At 68.2% G+C, this 22,015-nt stretch carries 19 protein-coding genes and 2 tRNA genes; 7 read left to right on the forward strand and 14 right to left on the reverse strand.

What is annotated here, in order from left to right; translation table 11 throughout:
* Positions 1 to 299 precede the first annotated feature (299 nt).
* Genes LCM15_RS19800 through dapF form a run of 4 tightly spaced genes read right to left on the reverse strand, consistent with a single transcriptional unit; the run spans position 300 to position 3,749 of the window.
* Positions 300 to 995: a CDP-alcohol phosphatidyltransferase family protein gene (locus LCM15_RS19800; RefSeq protein ID WP_224859504.1), complete on the reverse strand. Its 696-nt coding sequence runs from the start codon at positions 993 to 995 to the stop codon at positions 300 to 302.
* Between the two features lie 39 nt (positions 996 to 1,034).
* A complete protein-coding gene (locus LCM15_RS19805) occupies positions 1,035 to 1,658 on the reverse strand; it encodes an FMN-binding negative transcriptional regulator (RefSeq protein WP_224859506.1) in 624 nt (207 codons plus the stop codon).
* A 1-nt stretch (position 1,659) separates the two neighbouring features.
* Positions 1,660 to 2,913, reverse strand: a complete 1,254-nt coding sequence (mtaB, locus tag LCM15_RS19810) for a tRNA (N(6)-L-threonylcarbamoyladenosine(37)-C(2))-methylthiotransferase MtaB (protein ID WP_224859508.1) — start codon at positions 2,911 to 2,913, stop codon at positions 1,660 to 1,662.
* The gene (dapF, locus tag LCM15_RS19815) at positions 2,910 to 3,749 is read right to left on the reverse strand and encodes a diaminopimelate epimerase (RefSeq protein ID WP_224859510.1); all 840 of its coding nucleotides are present in this window, start codon (positions 3,747 to 3,749) and stop codon (positions 2,910 to 2,912) included. Before dapF ends, mtaB begins: the two co-directional genes overlap by 4 nt.
* A gap of 108 nt (positions 3,750 to 3,857) precedes the next feature.
* Here dapF and LCM15_RS19820 point away from each other — a divergent pair.
* From LCM15_RS19820 to LCM15_RS19830, 3 genes are all read left to right on the forward strand, one after another.
* Positions 3,858 to 3,933: transfer RNA gene (locus tag LCM15_RS19820), tRNA-Lys, on the forward strand.
* 332 nt (positions 3,934 to 4,265) lie between these two features.
* Positions 4,266 to 5,630, forward strand: coding sequence for a mechanosensitive ion channel family protein (locus LCM15_RS19825; RefSeq protein ID WP_224859512.1), 1,365 nt, complete (start codon positions 4,266 to 4,268; stop codon positions 5,628 to 5,630).
* Between the two features lie 62 nt (positions 5,631 to 5,692).
* A complete protein-coding gene (locus tag LCM15_RS19830) occupies positions 5,693 to 6,871 on the forward strand; it encodes an acetyl-CoA C-acyltransferase family protein (RefSeq protein WP_224859513.1) in 1,179 nt (392 codons plus the stop codon).
* 18 nt (positions 6,872 to 6,889) lie between these two features.
* On the opposite strand, the gene LCM15_RS19835 is transcribed toward LCM15_RS19830, so the two are convergent.
* Positions 6,890 to 8,098 (reverse strand): lytic murein transglycosylase, encoded by a 1,209-nt coding sequence (locus tag LCM15_RS19835; RefSeq protein ID WP_224859647.1) that lies wholly within the window; start codon positions 8,096 to 8,098, stop codon positions 6,890 to 6,892.
* Between the two features lie 124 nt (positions 8,099 to 8,222).
* Positions 8,223 to 10,265, reverse strand: coding sequence for an ATP-dependent helicase (locus LCM15_RS19840; protein WP_224859514.1), 2,043 nt, complete (start codon positions 10,263 to 10,265; stop codon positions 8,223 to 8,225).
* A 235-nt stretch (positions 10,266 to 10,500) separates the two neighbouring features.
* On the opposite strand from LCM15_RS19840, the gene ggt reads away from it, so the two are divergent.
* A complete protein-coding gene (gene ggt, locus LCM15_RS19845; RefSeq protein ID WP_224859515.1) occupies positions 10,501 to 12,306 on the forward strand; it encodes a gamma-glutamyltransferase in 1,806 nt (601 codons plus the stop codon).
* Positions 12,307 to 12,333: 27 nt separating this feature from the next.
* On the opposite strand, the gene LCM15_RS19850 is transcribed toward ggt, so the two are convergent.
* Entirely contained in the window at positions 12,334 to 12,816 is a 483-nt protein-coding gene (locus tag LCM15_RS19850; RefSeq protein WP_224859516.1) for a flavodoxin family protein, read from the reverse strand.
* A 97-nt stretch (positions 12,817 to 12,913) separates the two neighbouring features.
* Between LCM15_RS19850 and LCM15_RS19855 the strand changes: the two genes are divergently transcribed.
* A tRNA-Gly gene (locus LCM15_RS19855) sits at positions 12,914 to 12,987 on the forward strand.
* Between the two features lie 143 nt (positions 12,988 to 13,130).
* Positions 13,131 to 14,930, forward strand: coding sequence for an ABC transporter transmembrane domain-containing protein (locus tag LCM15_RS19860; protein ID WP_224859517.1), 1,800 nt, complete (start codon positions 13,131 to 13,133; stop codon positions 14,928 to 14,930).
* Positions 14,931 to 14,951: 21 nt separating this feature from the next.
* Here LCM15_RS19860 and LCM15_RS19865 read toward each other — a convergent pair whose 3' ends face one another.
* Together LCM15_RS19865 and LCM15_RS19870 are read right to left on the reverse strand one after the other, a co-directional pair.
* Positions 14,952 to 16,484, reverse strand: coding sequence for a cryptochrome/photolyase family protein (locus tag LCM15_RS19865; protein ID WP_224859518.1), 1,533 nt, complete (start codon positions 16,482 to 16,484; stop codon positions 14,952 to 14,954).
* Positions 16,481 to 16,633, reverse strand: a complete 153-nt coding sequence (locus LCM15_RS19870) for a DUF2256 domain-containing protein (protein ID WP_224859519.1) — start codon at positions 16,631 to 16,633, stop codon at positions 16,481 to 16,483. The genes LCM15_RS19865 and LCM15_RS19870 overlap by 4 nt, the downstream gene beginning before the upstream one ends.
* 178 nt (positions 16,634 to 16,811) lie before the next feature.
* Here LCM15_RS19870 and LCM15_RS19875 point away from each other — a divergent pair, with 178 nt between their 5' ends.
* Complete coding sequence (locus LCM15_RS19875) at positions 16,812 to 17,213, forward strand: DUF2177 family protein (RefSeq protein ID WP_224859520.1); 402 nt, start codon at positions 16,812 to 16,814, stop codon at positions 17,211 to 17,213.
* A gap of 8 nt (positions 17,214 to 17,221) precedes the next feature.
* Here the strand turns inward: LCM15_RS19875 and LCM15_RS19880 are convergent, their stop codons facing one another.
* Genes LCM15_RS19880 through LCM15_RS19900 form a run of 5 tightly spaced genes read right to left on the reverse strand, consistent with a single transcriptional unit; the run spans position 17,222 to position 21,901 of the window.
* Positions 17,222 to 17,926 (reverse strand): tryptophan-rich sensory protein, encoded by a 705-nt coding sequence (locus LCM15_RS19880; RefSeq protein WP_224859521.1) that lies wholly within the window; start codon positions 17,924 to 17,926, stop codon positions 17,222 to 17,224.
* Entirely contained in the window at positions 17,923 to 18,666 is a 744-nt protein-coding gene (locus LCM15_RS19885) for an SDR family NAD(P)-dependent oxidoreductase (protein ID WP_224859522.1), read from the reverse strand. The genes LCM15_RS19880 and LCM15_RS19885 overlap by 4 nt, the downstream gene beginning before the upstream one ends.
* Positions 18,659 to 19,831 (reverse strand): SAM-dependent methyltransferase, encoded by a 1,173-nt coding sequence (locus LCM15_RS19890; RefSeq protein WP_224859523.1) that lies wholly within the window; start codon positions 19,829 to 19,831, stop codon positions 18,659 to 18,661. The genes LCM15_RS19885 and LCM15_RS19890 overlap by 8 nt, the downstream gene beginning before the upstream one ends.
* Positions 19,824 to 20,612, reverse strand: a complete 789-nt coding sequence (locus tag LCM15_RS19895) for a DUF1365 domain-containing protein (RefSeq protein ID WP_224859524.1) — start codon at positions 20,610 to 20,612, stop codon at positions 19,824 to 19,826. The genes LCM15_RS19890 and LCM15_RS19895 overlap by 8 nt, the downstream gene beginning before the upstream one ends.
* A complete protein-coding gene (locus LCM15_RS19900) occupies positions 20,609 to 21,901 on the reverse strand; it encodes an NAD(P)/FAD-dependent oxidoreductase (RefSeq protein ID WP_224859525.1) in 1,293 nt (430 codons plus the stop codon). Before LCM15_RS19900 ends, LCM15_RS19895 begins: the two co-directional genes overlap by 4 nt.
* Positions 21,902 to 22,015: the final 114 nt, after the last annotated feature.

The following is a 22,015-nucleotide window of genomic DNA, read 5'->3' on the forward strand; positions in this document are numbered from 1 at the left end:
AAGCACTGGCGCGAGGCGGTCGGCGACCGCGGCACGGACGCACCCGGCACCGGCACGGCCTAAGTGCGCGCGCGGGGCGCTGCTCCCCGTCACACCAGAGGTGCCTTTAGATGAGGGGAATAGGGGGCTCCGCCCCCTCTTGGCCTACGGCCAATTCACCCCCGAGGTATTTTTGAACCAAGGAAGCCAAAGGGCGCTGCGCCCGCATCTTCTCTTCGTCAAAAATACTCCCGCCGGAGGCAGGCCGGCCATGGCGGCTGGGAGCTCGGAGGGGCATGGGTGCGGCGGCGCGGGCCGTTTCAGCGTCCGCGCTGCGGGATCACCTGCTGCACGATGCCCACGAAGATCAGGTAGATCGAGGTTGCGACAAGGCCCCAATGCGCCCAGCTCTCGGGGTGGAAATCGACCCACGCCGCCCAGCCCGCGAAACCGGTCCAGGCCAGCGCGATCGGCAGCGACAGGCTGCGCCAGCGCTTGGTGCGCACCGGGTGGATGAACTTGAGCGGCAAGAACATCGCCACCGCGAGCAGCACCACGAGCACCAGCATCACCCAGAGCGCCGGTTCGATCGCGAAGAGCACCAGGACCAGCATGTTCCAGCAGCCCGGGAAGCCGTGGAACGAGTTGTCGGCGGTCTTCATCCGGCTGTCGGCAAAATAGAGCGCGCTGGAATAGGTGATCATGATGATCGCGAACCAGCCGGTCCAACCCGGCATGAGCCCCGACTGGAACAGCGCGAAGGCAGGGATGAACACGTAGGTCAGATAGTCGATGATCAGATCGAGCAGCACCCCGTCAAAGCGCGGCGCGTTGACCTTGACGTCGTATCGGCGGGCCAGGGGGCCATCAATGCCGTCGACGAAGAAGGCCACCACCAGCCACAGGAACATGACCGACCATTCCTCCTGTGCCGCGGCCAGCAAGGCCAGCATGGCAAAGACGGCCCCGGTCGCGGTGAGCATATGGGTGAGCAGGGCTTTGGAGGCGAGTTTCATCCGCCTCTCATGCCGCATGTGACCGGCAAGCGCAAACGCTCAGTCGCCTGCGGGCGGCATCCGCATCAGCTGCGCCAGCGTGTCGAGCTCCTGTCCGATACCAGCGCCCACGTTGTCCGCCGCGGCGCGCCGGGCGGCCTCGGGCTTGTTCTGGCCGAGCTTCCACGTGCTGTCGACGCGCTCGACCTCGAGCCGGAAGGGCAGAATCATTCGCATGAGCTTGTCCCGCGTCTCTCCGGACATCTTGTCCATGGTCCACGGCACCTTGGGCAGGCGCGCCTCGAAGATCGCCGACTGCGCCGCCAGCAGCGGCGCGAGCGCGTCCTGGGGCAGCGGCAGCAGCCGGCCCGTCAGGTGCACGGCCACGTAGTTCCAGGTCGGTACCTGATCGGGGCCGAGGCCGTACCAGTCGGGCGAGACATAGCCATCCGCGCCGCTCACCGCGAGCCGGGCCGGCACGCCGTCCCTGACCGCCCGCGCGATCGGGTTCGAGCGCACGAGGTGCAGATCGGCATATGCGCCATCCTCGGTGAGCAGGAACGGCACATGCGACAGCAGCGGTGCGCCTTCGTCGGAGACCGCCAGCGTGCCGAAACCGCGCTGCCGCGCAAAGGTGAGGCTCTCGTCCTGCGCGGTACCGCGGAAGGCCGGGTTCGGGTGCATCTCAGGCCACGAGCCGCTGGCCCTGCCGGCCGGTGATCGTCGCGGTGACGATGGCGCCCTCGGCTTGCGGGGTCGAAAGATCGACCTCGGTGAACTGCTCGGTGCGCCCCATGGTGGGATTTTCCATCAGGATGCGGTGCGTCACGCCCTGCTGCGCGGCAAGGTGGCGCGCCACCGCGGCCTCGCCGGCGGCGCGCAGCCGGGCGGCGCGGCCCTTGATGGTATTGCCGTCGACCTTGCTGGGGATCTTCGCCGCGGGGGTGCCCGGGCGCGAGGAATAGGGGAAGACGTGCAGCCAGGTCAGGTCGCACTCCTCGACCAGCTTCAGCGAGTTCTCGAAATGCGCCTCGGTCTCGGTCGGGAAACCGGCGATGATGTCGGCACCGAAGGTGATGTCGGGACGCAGGCGGCGCGCCTCTTCGGTGAAGCGGATCGCATCGTCGCGCAGGTGGCGGCGCTTCATGCGCTTGAGAATCAGGTCGTCGCCGTGCTGCAGGCTGAGATGCAGATGCGGCATGAGGCGCGGCTCGGAGGCGATGGCGAGCATCAGGTTGTCGTCCGCCTCGATGCTGTCGATCGAGCTGATGCGCAGGCGCGGCACGTCGGTCAGCCGCAGGATGCGCATCACCAGATCGCCGAGACGCGGCGCGCCCGGCAGGTCGGCGCCCCAGGAGGTCAGGTCGACCCCGGTCAGCACCACCTCGTTGAAGCCCTTCTGCACCAGCCGCTTGATCTGGTCGACGACCACGCCCGCAGGCACCGAGCGCGAATTGCCCCGGCCATAGGGAATGATGCAGAAGGTGCAGCGGTGATCGCAGCCGTTCTGCACCTGCACATAGGCGCGCGAGCGGGTGCCGAAGCCGTCGATCAGGTGGCCGGCGGTTTCGGTCACCGACATGATATCGTTGACCTGCACCTTCTCGGTCTCGCCGATGAAGCCGTTCGACAGCCCCGCCCAGGTGTCGGGCGACATCTTCTCGGTATTGCCGATCACCGCGTCGACCTCGTCCATCGCGGCGAAGCTGTCGGGGTCGATCTGCGCGGCGCAGCCGGTGACGATGACGCGGGCCTCGGGATTCTCGCGGCGCAGGCGGCGAATCTCCTGCCGCGCCTTGCGCACCGCCTCGGCGGTGACTGCGCAGGTGTTGACCACCACCGCGTCGCCGACGCCCGCCTCCTCGGCCAGCGCCTTCATCGCTTCGGTCTCGTAGGCGTTGAGCCGGCAGCCCAGCGTGGTGAACTTCGGCGCGCTCATCGGATCGCCTCCAGCCAGGCCGGCCCGAAGCTGCCGTCGAAGACATGCGCGGTGGCGCCGGTCATCCAGACGCCGTCGTCGCGCCAGTCGATCTGCAGCGTGCCGCCGTCGAGCTCGAGCGTCACCGCGCGCCCGGTAAGGCCGCGCCGCGCCGCCGCCACCGCGGTGGCGCAGGAGGAGGAGCCCGAGGACAGCGTCACGCCGACGCCGCGTTCCCAGACTCGCATCCGCAGGTGATCGGGGCCGATCAGGCTCGCCACCTGCACGTTGGTGCGCTGCGGATAGAGCGGGTGATGCTCGAATCGCGGCCCGAACGCCTCGAGATCGATGGCCTCGGCATCCTCGACGAAGAAGGTGCAGTGCGGGTTGCCCATGCCGGTGGCCACGGGCGTGCCCTCGATCGGCAGCCCAAGCGTGTCCATCGCGGAGGCCAGCGGGATGTCCTGCCACTCAAGCTGCGGGTGGCCCATGTTGACCGAGGTGAGCCCGTTGCCCGCATCCTGCGCGAACAGCGTGCCGCGCTCGGTCACGAGGGTGAGGCGGTCCTTGCCGCTCTCGTCCATGAGGAACCGCGCGATGCAGCGGGTGGCGTTGCCGCAGGCGCCGGCGGTGGAGCCGTCGGCGTTGTAGAAGGTCAGCCGCGCGTCGCCCTCGCCCAACTCGATCAGGGCCAGCTGGTCGAAGCCCACGCCGCGGTGGCGGTCGGCGATGGCGCGGGCGAGACCCGAGGTCACCTGGATACGGCGCGCACGCCCGTCGAGCACGACAAAATCGTTTCCGAGGCCGTGCATCTTCATGAAGGACAGGGGTTCGCGCGTGTGTTCCATGGCGCGCATATACGCGCCTTGCAGGACCCTTTCCAGAGCCACGAAAATTTCCTGTCAGAAAACTGCAAGAATGTGCTTGACCCCACCCCCCGTACTTTCTAGAAGCCGCCCCACAGTGGGCCGTTAGCTCAGTTGGTAGAGCAACTGACTTTTAATCAGTGGGTCGCAGGTTCGAATCCTGCACGGCTCACCACTGCACCAACATCGCGAAAACAAACGCTCCCTTCGGGGCGTGGTATTCGCGGTGTCGGGTGATCTTCCGACAGGGCAGCGCCGATGCGGCGCGTGGAACCCCGGACGCGGCCCGGGCGTATGTCTGCGTAGCCACGGAGATACGCCATGAAGGATCCTCTCAACGCTCTCACCCTGACGCTGATCGCCGCGCTCGGAATTCTTGCGCTCATGGCGGTGCCGCACGGCGATTCGACCACTGCCCTGACACTTCTCGCCCAGCAGTAACCCGAGAGGCTTGCCCCGCGGCCCTGCCGGTGCAAATCTGTCTCTCGTGAAGAGCACGTTGCACATATGATCCCGGCGCAGGTCGGGCAGGGCCCGCTTGATACCCTGCAAAGCACGGCGCTGGAGGCGCTTGCGCAGGCCGAGAGCTTTTTCATCACCTTCCTGCGGCCGTGGAACTTCTACCAGATCGGCATCGCGCTGTTTCTGTTCGTCATTGCCCACCTGATCGCGCAGGGCGTGAGCCCGCGGATGCGCAAGTGGATGCGCTCGCGCGAAGGCTGGCCGACATGGCGGCTCCGCGTCCTGCTGGTGCTGCAACACCGCTTGCGGATGATCTTCTTCGTCATCCTGATCTGGCACGCCATCGGCATCATGCAGCAGGTCACGTGGCCGTCGCGCTCCTACCTGCTCATCGTCATCGCGAAACTGGCAAGCGCATGGCTCGGCATCGCGCTCAGCACGCGGCTGATCCGGAATCCGGCGCTGCGCAGCCTGCTGCGCTATGCGGCGTGGATCTGGGTGACGATCTGGATCCTCGGCCTGAGCGATGAAACCGTGGCGGTGCTCGACAATGTCGCCATCCAGCTCGGCGAGAGCCGGCTCTCGGTCTGGCTGATCCTGCAGGGGCTGCTGTTGCTTGCGGTGCTGGTCGCGCTTGCGCGCTTCGTCGCGGGCACGAGTGCCGCCAGCATTCGGCGCAACGCCAATCTCAGCCCCTCGATGCAGGTCCTCGCGGTCAAGTTCCTGCAGGTCTCGCTTTATGGCATGGCGTTCTTCGTCGCGCTGAAGCTGATCGGGGTCGATTTCACCGGCCTCGCCTTCCTGTCGGGGGCCATCGGCGTAGGCCTCGGCTTCGGCCTGCAGAAGGTGGTCTCGAACCTCGTGAGCGGCATCATCATCCTGCTCGACAAGTCGGTAAAGCCCGGCGACGTGATCTCGCTGAACGACACCTTCGGCTGGATCAACGCGCTCGGCGCGCGCTACGTCTCGATCACCACGCGGGACGGCAAGGAATACCTCATCCCCAACGAGGACCTGATCACGGGGCAGGTGGTGAACTGGTCGCACTCGAACGAGTTCGTCCGGCTCGACATCTTCTTCGGCACCTCCTACGGCGACGACCCGCACTTGGTGCGCCGGATCGCCGTCGAGGCCGCGCTCTCGGTCAGCCGGGTGCTGAGCCATCGCCCGCCGGTCTGCCATATCGTCGGCTTCGGAGACAGCTCGGTCGATTACATCCTGCGGTTCTGGATCTCCGATCCGACCGGCGGCCTCACCAATATCCGCGGCAACGTCTATCTGGCGCTCTGGGACGCGTTCAAGGCGAACGGCATCTCGATCCCGTTCCCGCAGCGCGAGGTGCGCGTGGTCAACGAGACCCTGCCGCCACTGGAGGACCGCACGCCGCCCGCGCCCGGTGACGGGACGTAGCGGCTGACAAGCGTGGCCCGCCGCGCCATCCTCCGCGCAACCCAAGATCTGAGGAGGTCCCCATGTCAGACGATATCGTCATCCTGAGCGGCGCACGCACCGCCATCGGCACCTTCGGCGGTGCCCTCGCGTCGGTGCCGCCGATCGAGCTTGGCACCACCGCGGCCAAGGCGGCGCTCGAGCGCGCCGGTGTCGAGGGCGGCCAGATCGGTCACGTGGTGTTCGGCCACATCATCAACACCGAGCCGCGCGACATGTATCTCAGCCGCGTCGCCGCGATGCAGGCGGGCACGCCCGAGACGGTGCCCGCGATGAACGTCAACCGGCTTTGCGGCTCCGGCGTGCAGGCGATCATCTCGGCCACGCAGTCGCTGATGCTGGGCGATGCCGATTTCGCGCTGGCGGGCGGGGCGGAGTGCATGTCGCGCGCGCCTTTCATCAACCCCGACCAGCGCTGGGGCAGGAAGATGGGCGACATCCGCACCGTCGACATGATGATCGGCGCGCTGAACTGCCCGTTCGGCACCGGTCACATGGGCGTCACCGCCGAGAACGTCGCCCGCGAACACGGCATCAGCCGCGAGGCGCAGGATGCGTTCGCCGCCGAGAGCCAGTCTCGCACCGCCCGCGCGATCTCGGAAGGGCGCTTCAAGGAGCAGATCGTCCCGGTCGAGATCGCCTCGCGCCGAAGCACCGTGGTGTTCGACACCGACGAGCACCCCAAGGAGACCACCGTCGAGACCCTCGCCGGCCTCCGCCCCGCCTTCGAGAAGGACGGCACCGTCACCGCCGGCAATGCCAGCGGCATCAATGACGGCGCCGCGGCACTGGTGCTGGCCCGCGCCTCCGCCGCCGAGGCGGCCGGGCTGACGCCGCGCGCCCGCATCCTCGGCTACGCCCATTCCGGCGTGCGCCCCGAGGTGATGGGCGTTGGCCCGATTCCGGCGGTGCGCGCGCTGTTCGAGCGCACCGGCCTCGGCGCCGGGGATTTCGACGTGATCGAATCGAACGAGGCGTTTGCCGCGCAGGCGCTCGCGGTGAACAACGAGCTTGGTCTCGACCCGGCCAAGGTGAACCCCAATGGCGGCGCCATCGCGCTTGGCCATCCGGTCGGGGCCACCGGCGCGATCATCACCGTCAAGGCGCTCTACGAGCTCGAGCGCATCGGCGGCAAGCGCGCCCTCATCACCATGTGCATCGGTGGCGGTCAGGGCATCGCGCTCGCGATCGAGCGTCTCTGACCGAGGCGTCCGGGCGGCTCAGCCGCCCAGCGCCGACTTCATCCCAAGCTCCGGGAAACAGGTGGCGGGGCGGCCATTGGCCTCCTGCCACCGTCCGATTGAGCGCCGGGTCTTGAAGCCGGGAAGGCCATCGGCGCCGCCAACATCATGGCCGCGCGCCTCGAGCGCCTTTTGCATGACCGCGATGTCCGAGCGGTAGAGCCGCCCGACATCGCCCCAGCGTGCCTCGAAGTCGCCCATGCCATACTGGATGCGGTCGCCCACATGGCCGACGAAGAGCGCGTAGAGGTCGCTCATGTTGTAATCCTTCAGCACGTAGAAGTTCGGCGTCACGATGAAGGCCGGGCCGTGCCGCCCCGCCGGCATCAAGAGAAAGCCCTCGCCGCGCGCCTCGTGCTCGGGGAACGGCTTGCCCGTGACACGGGTGATGCCCAGCGCCGCCCAGTCCGCGATCCGCCGGCCTTGGTCGGGGCCTTCCAGCGTGCAGGAGACCGAGGCCGGCACCCGCACCTCGAAGCCCCAGTCGCGCCCCGCCTGCCAGCCATGGCGGGCGAGGTAGGTGCCGATCGAGGCAATGGTGTCGGCCTCGGAGGTCCAGATATCGGCCTGACCGTCGCCATTGCCGTCGGCGGCGTAGCGGAGGAAATTCGACGGCATGAACTGCGGCTGGCCGAGCGCGCCCGCCCAGCTGCTCTTCATGCTGCGCGGGTCGACATGGCCGGCCTCGGCGATGCGCAGGGCTGCCACCAGCTCGTCGGTGAAATAGTCGGCCCGCGTGCTCATGAAGCCCTTGGTGCCCAGCACCCGGAAGGCATCGTGGCGGATCGCCACCTGCCCATAGCCGCTCTCGCGCCCCCAGACGCCAAGGATGATGCGCCCCGGCACGCCGGTCGCCCGCTCCACCGCCGCAAGGGCCTGCGCGTGCTGCCGCGCCATGCGCCGACCGACCGAGGTGGCGCCATCGAGCGAGCCGCGCGAGAAATACTTGGCCGGCGCGCCGAACTCGGCCTGCCGCTGCCGCTTGGGCGTCTGCGCCGCGCTGCCCGGCGGCACGAGATCCGGCAGATCCCAGTCCAGCGCCACGCCCGAGAACGCCGCCTCGAACGTGCCACGTGAAACGCCCTCCGAGCGGGCGCGCGGCCAGACCGTCTGCTCGAGCCAGCCGCGGAACTGGCGCTCGACGGCGGCGCGGTCCTGCGCCATGGCGGGGACGCCCAAGGCGAGCATCAGGGTCAGAACAAACAGGCGAAGGCTGGCAAACACGGGGACGATACTCCTGTCAGGGCGTGGGAGATGAGCGTTGCCCAGCAACCTACACCGGATCACGCCGACCTAAAGCGAAAGCGGCAGGCTAGCCCCACATCTGGCGCATCTTCGCCGCCACGTCGATCTGGCCCGGCGCCGGGCGCGAGGCGCCCTGCCCCACCGGCGGCGCCCAGTGCAGCGTCTCGAACCGGTCGAGCATCGCCTTCTCGATGAAGCGGGTGCGCATGGCATAGACATGCCGGTCGCCATTGCGGGTCTGGCTGGTGACGTAGAAGCGCAGCGGCACGCCCAGCGTCAGGTGGTCCTTTGCCCGCGTCATGGCGACGTAGAGCAGCCGCCGCTCCTCTTCGAGCTCGTGGGTCGAGCCGGTGCCGAGATCCGAGGGGATGCAGCCATCCACCGCGTTGAGCAGGTAGACAGATTTCCACTCCTGACCCTTGGCGGAGTGGATGGTCGACAGGATCAGGTAATCCTCGTCCTTCAGCGGCACACCGGACTTGTCGCTGGTGGCATCGGGCGGATCGAGGGTCAGCTCGGTCAGAAAGGCCTCGGCATTGGGGTAGCCGGTGGCGATCTGCTCAAGCTGCATGAGATCGGCCCGGCGCACCTCGGCATCCTCGTGCATCCGTTCGAGATGCGGCTCGTACCACGCCCGCGCTTGGCCCAGCGCCGCCGGCCACGGGGCCTTGCCGCGCATCGCCTCAACAAAGCCCGGCCAGTCGGCCCCGGCCCGCGGCGGCGGCGCCACGTCCTCGAGCGCGGCCAGCGGATCGGGCGCGAGATCGAGCGCGTCGAGCACCTGCCCCGCCGCCTTCGGCCCGATGCCGGGGATGAGTTGCAGCACCCGGAAGCCCGCGACCCGGTCGCGCGGGTTGCGCACCAGCCGCAGGAAGGCCAGCAGGTCTTTCACATGCGCGCTGTCGAGGAACTTGAGCCCGCCGAACTTCACATACGGCACGTTGCGCCGGGTCAGCTCGGCCTCGAGCTGCACCGAGTGGCTCGAGGTGCGGAACAGCACCGCCTGCTCCTTGAGCTTGGTGCCGGTCTCGCGGTCCTCGAGGATGCGGTCGACGAAATAGCGCGCCTGGTCGCCCTCGGTCGCCACCGTCACGAGGCGCGGCTTCTCGGTCGAGGCACGCTCGGTCCAGAGATCCTTGGTGTAGCGCTCCCGCGCCTGCCCGATCACCACGTTCGCGGCCTCGAGGATCGGCTGGGTGGAGCGATAGTTGCGGTCCAGCGTGATGACATCCGCAGGCGGCTGGAAGCCGGTCGGGAAGTCGAGGATGTTGCGCACCGTGGCGGCGCGGAAGGCATAGATCGACTGCGCGTCGTCCCCCACCACCGTCAGCCCGCGCCCGTCCGGCTTCAGCGCCATCAGGATGCGCGCCTGCAGGCGGTTGGTGTCCTGATACTCGTCGATCAGCACATGATCCCACGCGCCGCCGATATGGGCGGCAAAGCCATCGTCCGACATCACCTGTGCCCAGGCCAGCAGCAGGTCGTCGTAGTCGAGCACGTTCTGGGCCTGCTTGGCGCTGACATAGGCGCCGAAGAGCTGCTTCAGCTCAGCCTGCCACGGGCTGCACCACGGGAAATGGTCGCGCAGCACCTCGTCGAGCGGATCGCCCGCATTGACCGCCCGGGAATAGATCGCGAGGCAGGTCCCCTTTGCGGGAAACCGCGCCTTGGCCTGCGAAAAGCCCAGCCCGTTGCGGCAGAGGTTCATCAGGTCGGCGCTGTCCTCGCGGTCGTGGATAGAGAACTCGGGGTGCAGGCCGATGGCCAGCGCGTGCTCGCGCAAGATACGGGCGCCGATGCCGTGGAAGGTCCCGGCCCATGTCAGCGCCTCGGCGGCCACGCCACTGCCCATCGCCTGCTCGGTGATCCGCGCCACCCGGCGGGTCAGCTCGGTCGCGGCGCGGCGCGAGAAGGTCATCAGCAGGATGCGCTGCGGATCGGCGCCGTTGACCAGCAGATGCGCCACCCGGTGCGCCAGCGTGTTGGTCTTGCCCGAGCCCGCCCCGGCGATCACCAGAAGCGGCGGCGCGACGGCATCGCGGGCCACGCCGAACTCGACCGCGGCGCGCTGGTTGTGGTTCAGTTTATCGAGATAGCCTGCCTCTGCCATGCGCCTCTCCCCTTGTTGAGTCCCGGGGCGTTCACCGTTTGACCAAGCATACCGCGACAGGAACATAAAGGGAACTTCAATAATTTCTTGCTACAGCTGGCGCTCAGGTCGCCTCGCACCTGTCGCAAAGCGCCCCTGCGCCGGGCCTGACGCAGCTTGCAACCACAACGGGTGACCGCCGCCCCGACCACTGCTAGGCTCCCCCTCGACACCGCCACGCCGAGGGAGACCAACCATGTCGAGATACAGCCTGTTTCTGGCCGCCGTTCTGAGCGCCACGCCGCTCTTCGTGCAAGACGCCCTCGCGCAGGAGGCGGCGGATGCCGTGGCCCCCGAAGCCGCGACCGAGAGCGTCGACGCCTTTGACGGCATCTCCGAGGCCGCCCGCGCGGCGCTCGACGCCAAGGCGGCGGGCACGCCCACCCAGGCGCAGGACTGGATGATCGCCGCCGCCAACCCGCTGGCCGTCGAGGCCGGCGCGCGGGTGCTGCGCGAGGGGGGCAGCGCCGCCGATGCCATGGTCGCGGTGCAGGCGGTTCTGGGACTGGTCGAGCCGCAATCCTCCGGCCTCGGCGGGGGCGCCTTCCTCGTCTGGTACGATGCCGAAAGCGGCGAGCTGACCACGCTCGACGGGCGCGAGACCGCGCCGCTGGACGCCGACCCGCGCCAGTTTCAGGATGAGTCCGGCGAGCCACTGAGCTTCTACGACGCGGTGGTCGGCGGGCTGTCGGTGGGCGCGCCGGGCACACCGAAGCTGATGGAAGAGGCGCATCGCCGCTGGGGCCGGGCCAACTGGCACGGGCTCTTCGACGAGGCCATCGCGCTGTCCGAGAACGGGTTTACCGTCTCGCCCCGGCTGGCCGAGCTTGTCGCAGACGATACCGAGCGGCTGCAACGCTTCCCCGACACTGCCGGCTATTTCTTCCCCGGGGGCGCGGCCATCGCCGCCGGCGACAGGCTCACCAATCCAGACTACGCCGAGACCCTGCGCCTGCTTGCCGAGGATGGCTCGCGGGCCTTCTACACGGGCCGGATCGCGGAGGAGATCGTTGCCGCCGTGCGCGGCGCCGAGGGCAACCCGGGCCGGCTCTCGACCGCCGATCTGGCGCTTTACCGGGTGAAAGAGCGCCCCGCCGTCTGCGCCGCCTACCGCGCGCACGAGGTCTGCGGCATGGGCCCGCCCTCGTCGGGGGCGCTGACCGTGGGGCAGATCCTCGGGATGCTCGACAGCTACGACCTTGCCACGCTCGGCCCCGACAGCGCCGAGGCGTGGCGGCTGATCGGCGATGCCTCGCGGCTCGCCTTTGCCGACCGGGGCCGCTACATGGCCGACACCGATTTCGTGCCGGTCCCGGTCGCGGGGCTGGTGGCACCTGACTACCTCGCCTCCCGGGCCGAGCTGCTCGCCGGTGATGATGCCCTGCCCGAGGTGGCGCCCGGCGCGCCCGAATGGGACCACGCCATGCGCCTCGCCGACGACGAGAGCATCGAGTTCCCCTCGACCTCGCATATCTCCATCGTCGACGCCGACGGCAACGCGCTGTCGATGACCACCACCATCGAGAACGGCTTCGGCTCGCGTCTGATGGCGGCGGGCTTCCTGCTCAACAACGAGCTGACGGATTTCTCCTTCCGCAGCCACAGCGACGGCGTGCCCATCGCCAACCGGATCGAACCCGGCAAGCGGCCTCGCTCGTCGATGGCGCCGACCATCGTGATGTCAGAAGGCGCGCCCTCGCTGGTGATCGGCAGCCCCGGTGGCAGCCGCATCATCGGCTACGTGGCTCAGGCGATCATCGCGCATCTCGACTGGGGCATGGATGTACAGGAGGCCGTCGCGATGCCGCATCTGGTCAACCGCTTCGGCACCTACGACCTCGAGGAAGGCTCGACCGCCGCCGATCTCGAGACACCGCTGACCGAGCTGGGCTTCGAGGTCGAGCTGCGCGGGCTGACCTCCGGGCTGCACGCCATCGCCGTCGGCGAGACGCTGCAGGGCGGCGCCGATCCCCGGCGCGAGGGAATCGCGCTCGGGGAATGACGCACCGGCCCGCTTAGAACAGCCCGCTCAGAACACCCCAATAGCGAGCCCTGCCCCTAGGGCCGCGCCCAGCTCGCGGCAGCGCTCCAGGTCGGCCTCGGGCACGGTCTTGTCGGCGAGGATCGCCTCGGGCGATTGCGCATCGGTGCACACGATCAGCGGTTCCTGCACCTCGCGCAGCCGCCAGCCGGTGGCGATTCGCGCGGTCTGGCGCGCCGCGTTGGCGCCATCCGAGCCCGCGCAGACCATCTGCACATAGGGGCGGCCCTCGATACGGCCCAGCACCGGGTAATAGCAGAGGTCGAAGAACTCCTTCATCGCGCCCGAAAGCGCGGCAAGGTTCTCGGGCGCGCAGAACAGGTAGCCCTGCGCCCGCAGAAGATCCTCCGGCCCCGCGTCTTCGGCGCGCAGCAGGCGCACGTCGCATTCCTCGCGCGCCGCCTCGCACGCGGCCTCGGCCATCTGGCGGCTGCCGCCGGTGCGGCTGTGATAGACGATCAGAAGTTCCATGACGCCCAGCCTAGACCGTGGCGCCGGTTTCTGGAACCGCCCGCCGAGACCCGGCTTGACGCTCTCGCCCCCATGAAATATCCAGCCAGTCAGCCGAGCGGGCGTTGTGTAATGGTAAGACCCTTGCCTTCCAAGCAAGAGATACGGGTTCGATTCCCGTCGCCCGCTCCAGATCTTCCCCAAACGTGTCGTTCCCGCCGATCCGACCGATCCGAATCGGTGAAATTGCGCGGTTCAAAGCCCGCTGCGTCAAAGCGCGGCTTGAATCCTGCGCCTGTCATGGCAAAACGGCCCGGCGCAGGACAGGAGTAGCAATGGCTCACGGAAACCCCGCATCCGCCGTGGCGGAAGAGCGAGACAAATCCCGCAAGCTCGGATCGCTTGCGGCGCTTTGGCCCTTCATGGCGCCCTACAAGGCGTTGCTCATCGGCGCCACGCTGGCCCTCATCGCCACCGCGACGGTGTCGCTGACCCTGCCGATGGCCGTCCGCCGGGTGATCGACAATTTCAACGCGGAAGACGGCGCGCTGCTTGACCGCTACTTCCTCGCGGCGCTCGGCTTCGCCGGGCTGCTCGCCATCGGCACCGCCGCGCGCTACGCGCTGGTGACGCGGCTGGGCGAGCGCGTGGTGGCCGACCTCCGCAAGGGGGTGTTCGACCGGGTCATCGGCCTGTCGCCGGTGTTCTACGAGCGCATCATGACCGGCGAGGTGCTGAGCCGGATCACCACCGACACGACGCTGATCCTGTCGGTCATCGGGTCCTCCGTCTCGATCGCGCTGCGCAACCTGCTGATCTTCGTCGGCGGCCTCGCGCTGATGCTGCTGACCTCGGCCAAGCTCACCGCGCTGGTGCTGCTCTTGGTGCCGATCGTCATCGTGCCGATCCTCACGCTCGGGCGGCGCCTGCGCAAACTCAGCCGCGAGAATCAGGACTGGATCGCCGCGTCGTCCGGCAACGCCTCCGAGGCGCTGCAGGCGGTGCAGACGGTGCAGTCCTTCACCCACGAAGAGATCTCGCGCAGCGCCTTTGCCGAGGTCACCGAAAAGAGCTTCGACGCCGCCCGCCGGCGGGTCTGGGTGCGGGCGCTGATGACCGCCATCGTGATCTTCCTCGTGTTCACCGGCATCGTCGGCGTGCTCTGGATGGGCGCGTGGGACGTGCGCGCCGGCACAATGAGCCCCGGCGCGCTGGTGCAGTTCGTGATCTACTCGGTCATGGTCGCAGGCGCCGTGGCGGCGCTGTCGGAGATCTTCGGCGAGTTGCAGCGCGCTGCCGGTGCCACCGAGCGCCTTATTGAACTTCTGCACACCGAGGACGCGATCACCGACCCTGCAGAGCCTCGGGCCCTGCCCGCCCCGGTGCGCGGCGCGATCGGCTTCGAGCACGTGGAGTTCTCTTACCCCTCGCGCCCCGGCGTCTCGGCGCTGACGCATCTCGACCTCGCCATCCAGCCCGGCGAGACGGTTGCCCTCGTCGGCCCCTCCGGCGCCGGCAAGACCACCATCGTGCAGCTGATCCAGCGCTTCTACGATCCCGACGCTGGTCGCGTGACGCTGGACGGCGTGGCGCTCGACGCCCTCTCGCGCGATGCCTTCCGCAAGCACATCGCATTGGTGCCGCAGGATCCGGTGATCTTCGCCGCCTCGGCCCGTGACAACATTCGCTTCGGTCGCCCCGACGCCTCCGACGCCGAGATCGAGGAGGCCGCCAAGGCCGCCGCGGCGCATGGCTTCGTCTCGGCCCTGCCAGAGGGCTACGACACCTATCTGGGCGAGCGCGGCGTGATGCTGTCGGGCGGCCAGAAGCAGCGCATCGCCATCGCCCGCGCCATCCTGCGCGACGCGCCGGTGCTGCTGCTCGACGAGGCGACCTCGGCGCTCGACGCGGAAAGCGAGCGCGCGGTGCAGGCCGCCGTCGACCGGCTGGCCGAGGGCCGCACCACGATCATCGTGGCGCACCGCCTTGCCACGGTGAAGAAGGCCGATCGCATCGTCGTCATGGATCAGGGCCGCATCGTCGCCCAGGGCAGCCACGACGCGCTTGTCGCCGAGGACGGGCTCTATGCCCGGCTTGCGCGGCTGCAGTTCACCGACGGCATCGCCGCGGAGTGACGACGCTGCACGGCGCGGCCCTCACGGCCAGTCGCCGCCATCGAGAAAAGCCTTGGCCGAGCGCGTAATCTCCTCGCGTTCGGCCTCGCTCTTCTTGCGCAGGCTGCCATAGATCAGCCCCATGCGGTGGTTGTCGCCCAGCTTGTCCTCGTTCTCGATCAGGAAATTCCAGTAGAGATAGTTGAACGGGCAGGCCTCCTTCCCGGTCTTCTGCTTCAGGCTGTAGTCGCAGTTCTTGCAGTAGTCCGACATGCGATTGATGTAGCTGCCCGAGGCGGCATAGGGCTTTGAGCCCAGCCGCCCGCCATCGGCGTGCATCACCATGCCATGCACGTTCGGCAGCTCGACCCACTCGAAGGCATCGGCATAAACCTCGAGATACCATTGCTCGATCTGGCGCGGCTCGACGCCGGCCAGAAGGGCGAAATTGCCGGTCACCATCAGGCGCTGGATGTGGTGCGCGTAGGCGTTGCGCCGGGTGGCGCCGATGCATTCCGACATGCAGCGCATGTCGGTCTCGCCGCCCCAGTACATCGCCGGCAGGTCGCGCTTGGCGTTGAGGAAATTGCTCTCCACGTAGTCCGGCATCTCGGTCCAGTAGACACCGCGCACGAACTCGCGCCAGCCGAGGATCTGCCGCACGAAGCCCTCGACCGCGTTGAGCGGCGCCTCGCCATCGGCGAAGGCCTGCGCCGCCTTCTCGCAGACCTCGTGGGCGGTCAGCAGGCCGATGTTGAGATAGGGCGAGATCAGCCCGTGAAACAGGTAATCCTCGCCGGTCTTCATGGCGTCCTGATAATCGCCGAAGGTGGGCAGGCAGTCCTTCACGAAGTGCCGCAGCGCCCGCAGCGCCTCTTCGCGGGTGACCGCCCAGCCAAAGCCCTCGAGGTCGCCGAAATGGTTGTCGAAGCGGGCCGCGACGAGGTCGAGCACCTCCTCGGTGATCTCGTCGGGGCGAAACCGCATCCGGTGCGGCGTCTCGAGCCCCTTGGGCAGCGACTTGCGGTTCTCCTCGTCGAAGTTCCACTCACCGCCCGCCGGCTCGCCGTCCTCCATCAACAGCCCGGTGCGGCGGCGCATCTCGCGGTAGAAATACTCCATCCGCCCGGTCTTGTTGTCGTCCACCAGCTCGGCGAACTCGGCGCGCGAGCAGTAGAAGCGGTCGTCCTCGCGGATCTCCACCGGCAGGCCGAGATCGCTTTCCCAGTCGCGCATCATCTCCCAGACGCGCCACTCGCCGGGCTCGGTGGCCACGACGCGCTTGGGCTTGAGCCGCTTCACCGCGCGGTCCAGCTCGTCGGAGAAGCTGTGCGTGTTGTCCGCGTCATCGAGCTTGACGTATTCGACCGTCACGCCCTTCTCGCGCAGGTCCTCGGCGAAGTGGCGCATGGCCGAGAGGATCAGCGCGATCTTCTGCGGGTGATGGCGCACATAGCCGGTCTCGTCGCCGACCTCGACCAACAGCACCACGTCGGTCTCGGCATCGAGATCCGACAGCGCAGAGAGCGAGCGTGTCAACTGGTCGCCCAGCACTAAGCGCAGCGTCTCGGTCATGTCCCGTTCCTCGCCTCGTTGCGGCAGCGGTCGGAACAGTATTTCACCGCGTCCCAGTCCCGCGCCCATTTGCGACGCCACGCGAAGGGCCGCCCACAGCAGGCGCAGATCTTGTGCGGCAGGTCGGCCTTCTTGCGCATCTTTGCCATGCAGTCAGCCTCCCGAGGGGCCGGCCCTGCCCCGGCCACCGGCGCCACTCGCGACCGGACCTTGCGCCATGCACGCTCGGTCGCCCGCGCCGCCCCGGTGGCGCGGCAGGATTTTCCCGGAAGGCGCAACCATTCGCGCGTGCCGTTCGTTCCTTGAAAAACCGCCGGAGAAACGCGCATGCACCTTGTCACCCTCTACGCCTCGACCGTGATCATCTTTCTGGTGATCGACATGATCGGCATCACCATGATCGTCAAACCCGTCTTCGAGCGTCACGTGGGCGACATGCTCGCCGATCCGCTGCGGCTCGGTCCGGCGGCGGTGTTCTACGCCTTCTACGTGGCCGGGCTGCTCTATTTCGTCTCGGTCCCGGCGCTTGCCACGGGCCGCCCGGCGCAGGCCCTGCTCGGCGGCGCGCTTCTGGGGCTGATGTGCTACGGCACGTACGAGTTCACCAACCTCGCGACGCTCAAGGGCTGGACCTACAATCAGGTCATCGTCGACACGCTCTGGGGCGCGGCGCTGACCGGCGGCTCGGCATGGGCGGGGGTGATGATCACCCGCTGGATCCACGGCTGAGCCAAGCATCAGGCCGGTCCCGCCCGCCGCAGCAGCGGGACCGCCACCACCAGCGCGATGCCCGTGAGCGCCAGAGCGATGACTGGCAGGTTCGAGACCTGGAGATTGGCCACGACCACGCCCATGCAGGCCCAGCCGACGCCGAAAGCATAGGCCAGCGCCGAGGGGCGCAGCCACAGCACGACCCCCGCGATCACCAGCAGCAGCGAGAGCATCACCAGCGCCGCCGCCTGCGCCGACAGCACGCCGTAGCCGCTGAGGCTGGCGCCGGTCGCGACTCCCGCCGCCGCCGTCAACCAGCCGGCGTAAAGGCCGATCGGTGCGCGCGCCCGCAGGTCGCCGGGGGCGCGCAGCAGCGCCAGGATGGCGGTGGCGGCCATGACGAGGATCATCGCCGTTGCCGCGAGCGGCTGCCACTGCGCCGCCGCGATCCACAACGTGCCGAGCCCGAGGCTCACCGCCAGCGGTCCGCGCATGTGCTGCCAATCCGGATCGAACCGCTGCCGCCAGAGCCCGTAGGCCGCGCTCGCGATCAGCAGAAGAAAGATCACGCCCCAGATCGAGAAGGCCCAGCCCACCGGCTGCACCGGCCAGCGCGACTGAACCACGGGGAACTGCTCCGGCGAAAAGCCGGGAAACCCGCCCGTCAGCGTAGGCGACAGGGCGAAGGCCAGCGACAGCAGCAGGACCAGCGGCGCCAGGGCTCGGCTCATTGCACCAGCTTGCGGGTCAGCCGCATCGAGATGGCGTAGGGCAAGAGCTGCATCAGCTTAAGAGACAGCGTCAGACGGCGCGGGAAATGCACCTCGAAACGCTTGCCGTCGAGGCCCTTCACGATGCGGCTGGCGGCGTCCTCGGGCTGGATCACCGCCGGCATGTCGAAATCGTTCTTCTCGGTCAGCCGCGTATCCACGAAGCCCGGCGAGATCATCCGCACGTTGACCCTTGGCGCCAGTTCGACGCGCAGGCTTTCGATCAGGTTGATCACCCCGGCCTTGGAAGCGGAATAGATCTGCCCCTGCGGCAGGCCGATATAGCCCGCCACCGAGCCCGTCAGCACCAGATCGCCGCCATCGCGCAGCAGCGGCTCGGCCACGCGGGCGAAATGGAAGGTGCCGGTGAGGTTCACGTCGACGATCTTGGCGGCGAACTCGGGATCGATCTCCATCACCTTGCCCGGATCGTAGAGCGCCGCCAGCGTGATCGCGCGGTCGAGCAGCCCGCCCTCGGAGATCCTGTCGGCCGCGGCCTGCAGGCTTTCGAGGTCCGAGACATCCGCCGTCACCACCTCGGCCCCGCCGATCTCGTCGGCGAGCTTGTGCAGCGGCTCTTCCGAGCGCGCCGACAACACCAGCTTCGCGCCGCGTCGGGCGTAGGCCCGCGCCAGCTCGGCGCCGATCCCGGTAGAGGCGCCCATGATCCAGATGCGGGGGGAGTTGGAGGTCTCAGGCATGGGCCAGCCGGTATTGATGGACATTGGTGCGGCCGGTCTCGAACGAGGCGATGCAGGCGGCGAGGTAGAAACGCCAGACCCGGATGAAGCCATCGTCGAAGCCAAGGCCGCGCACCTCGGCCACCTTGGCGTCGAAGCGGTCGAGCCAGTCGCGCAGGGTGCGGGCGTAGTCGAGCCCGAAGGCGTGGTTGTCCTCGACCCTGAGGCCCGCCTTGCCGGCAACCGACTCGAAGACCGGGGACGAGGGCAGCATCCCGCCGGGGAAGATGAAGCTGCGGATCATGTCGCCGCCGGCGCGGTAGCGGTCGAAATAGCGGTCTGCCACGGTGATGGTCTGGATCATCGCCCGGCCCTTCTGGCTCAGGATGTGGGCGACCTTCTCGAAATAGGTCGGCCAGTAGCGCTCGCCCACCGCCTCGAACATCTCGATCGAGACCACGTGGTCGAAGCGGCCGTACTCGTCGCGGTAATCCTGCAGCACGATCTCGGCCTCGCGCCCCAGACGCTCGCGGGCAAAGCGCGCCTGTTCGTGCGACAGCGTCAGCCCCTTGGGGGCGAAATCGCCGCGCTGCATGGCGCGCTCGGCAAAGCCGCCCCAGCCGCAGCCGATCTCGAGCACCCGGCCCGAGTTCGAGCCCAGCCCCTCGAGGATACGGTCGTACTTGCGGTGCTGCCCCGCGACCAGTGGGTCGGCGTGGCCTTCATCCTCGGGCGAGAAGATCGCCGAGGAATAGGTCATCGTCTCATCGAGCCAGAGCTTGTAGAACTCGTTGCCGAGATCGTAATGCGCCTGGATGTTGCGCCGCGAGCCGCGCTTGGTGTTGCGGTTGAAGAGATAGAGCGCCCGGATCAGCAGCGACTGCCACGCATGGCCGTAGAGGAACGGCTCCAGCGCGTCCTCGTTCTTCAGCCCGAAGATCAGGAAGGCCGCAAGGTCGTCGCTGTCGCACCAGCCGTCGCGATAGGCCTCGGTCAGGCCGATATCGCCCTTGGCCGCCGCCGCCGGCACGGTGCGCCAGTCGTGGATGGTCAGATCCGCCGCCGGCCCCGGCTGGGGCCCCTCGAAGTGCCGGACCTTGCCGTCCGGCGTGGTCAGCGCCAGGCTGCCATACTCGACCTTGTCGAGACTGCTCAGCAGCTTGCTTTCGATCTGGCGTTCAAACATCGTGCCCCGCACCCCCTGTCACTTCCGAACCTCGCTGCGCGAGCTGTTCTGGTTTCGAGATAACGCGGACGCCCCGCAGAACAAGCTTCAGCGCCTGCCAATGGATCAGCCCAATCACCTTCTGCGCCTGAAACGCATGGCGCCACTTGGCGCGGGTCAGCGCCTTTCGGGTCAGTGGCCGCGCCGGGCCGCTCATCGAGGTCTGAAGCCTGACCTCGCCGCCCTCGCCGATCCAGTCGACCCAGGCGCCGAAGCGGTCGGGGCCGGGATCGAAGCGGAACACGTAGTGCCCCTCGCGCGGCAGGAACGGCGAGACGTGAAAGAGCTTCTCCCCGGTGATCCGGTCCGAGCGCGCGATGGGGCGGTTGTCGGGGTGGTGGCAGAGGTAGAAGTGCCGCTCGCCGAAGGTGTTCGACACCTCCGCCAGCACCGCGCGAAGCCCCTTGTGATCGCGCGCCAGCCAGAAGCTCACCGGGTTAAAGCCGTAGAGCGGCGAGCGCGGCATGGTGACCAGCGTCACGTCGCAATGCGCCAGCCCGACCGGGGCGAGCTGCTCGCGGATGAAGCGGCCCATCGAGACGCCATCCCGGCGGCCGTAATCCCCCGGGCGCACCGACCAGAGCCCAAGCCGGTCGGGACGGATCGGCAGCCGCCCGTCCTCGAAATCGTCGACCGGCAGCGCCAGATATTCGGCGCGGTAGCGGAACTGCCGGTCGACATCGCCCTTGCGGGCGTGCCAGATCCGGCAGTCCAGCAGTGCACCGTGCCAGAGATCGGTCATTCCGCCGCCTCCAGTGCGCCATCTGCCTCGACCGCCGCGCTGCCGCCCCAGGGATCGGCGCCGAGCGGCCAGTCGATGCCCATCGCCTGCGCCACCCGCAACGCCGAGAGCACGCCATCCTCGTGGAAGCCGTAGCGCGTCCACGCGCCGACATAATAGACCCCGCCCCGCCCCTGGATCTCGGGCAGGCGCGCCTGCGCCGAGACCGCGGCCGTGTCGAATTGCGGGTGGTTCAGCACCGCCTCGTCGTGCAGGTTCACCGGCTCGATCTCGGGGTTGAGCGTCACGATCAGCGGCCTTTCGGTGCCGAGCGGCTGCAGCCGGTTCATCCAGTAGGACAGGCTGATCGGGCGGTCGGTGAGCATCTGCTCGGCCTCGGTGACATAGTTCCAGGACGACCAGATCTTGCGAGTGCGCGGCATCAACCGCATGTCGGAATGCAGCACCATGCGGTTGGGCTCGGTGCGGAAGGCGCTCAGAATCGCGCGCTCCTGCGGGTCGGGCCGGTCGAGCATCTCGAAGCTCTGCGGCGCGTGGGTGGCCATCACCACCCGGTCGAAGCGCTCTTCACCACGCGCGCTCGTCACGACCACGCCATCGCCGTCGCGACGCACCTGCCAGACCGGGCAGCCGAGCCGCAGATCGGCCTTCGTGGCCTTGAGGATCGCCTCGACATAGCGTGCGGAGCCGCCCTTCACGGTCAGCCATTTCGGCTGGTCGTTGACGGTCAGCAGGCCGTGGTTCTCGAAGAAGCGCACGAAGCTCTCGGCCGGAAAGTCGAGCATGTCCTGCGTGGGCGTCGACCAGATCGCGCCCGAGATCGGCATCAGGAAACGGTCGCGGAACTCGGGCCCCAGCCCCATCTTGGCGATCAGCTCGCCGATGCTGGTGCCCGGCTCGACGTGGTCAGGCGCGCCCTTGAAGAAGCGCAGGGTGTCGCGGATCATCCGCCAGTGCGACAGATCGGCCAGCCGGCGCGGCTGGGCAAACAGGTCGCGCGTGCGGGTGGTGCCGTATTCCAGCCTGCCGCCTCCGAAGCTCGCCGCGAAGCTCATGTCGCTCGGCGCCAGCTCGACGCCCAGATGCTCGAGCAGGGGGATGAACAGGGGATAGGTGCGCCGGTTGCAGACGATGAAGCCGGTATCGACCGAAACCCCGTCAACCTCGGCGGTGCGGGCATGGCCGCCGGGCCGGGTGTCGGCCTCGAAGATCGTCACGTCCTGATGCGGCCCCAGCAGCCACGCGGTGGCCAACCCCGAGATGCCGCTGCCGATCACGGCCGTCTTCATGCCTGCGCCTGTCACATTCGCCTCGCTTAATAATTGTCACGCCTTCAGAGACGGAGCGGGCGAACGAAAAGTTTCACTTTCGGCGAAAAAACCCTGCAAGGCGCCTGACACCCG

The organism is Salipiger bermudensis (genome assembly GCF_020171625.1).
Lineage (GTDB): Bacteria > Pseudomonadota > Alphaproteobacteria > Rhodobacterales > Rhodobacteraceae > Salipiger > Salipiger bermudensis_B.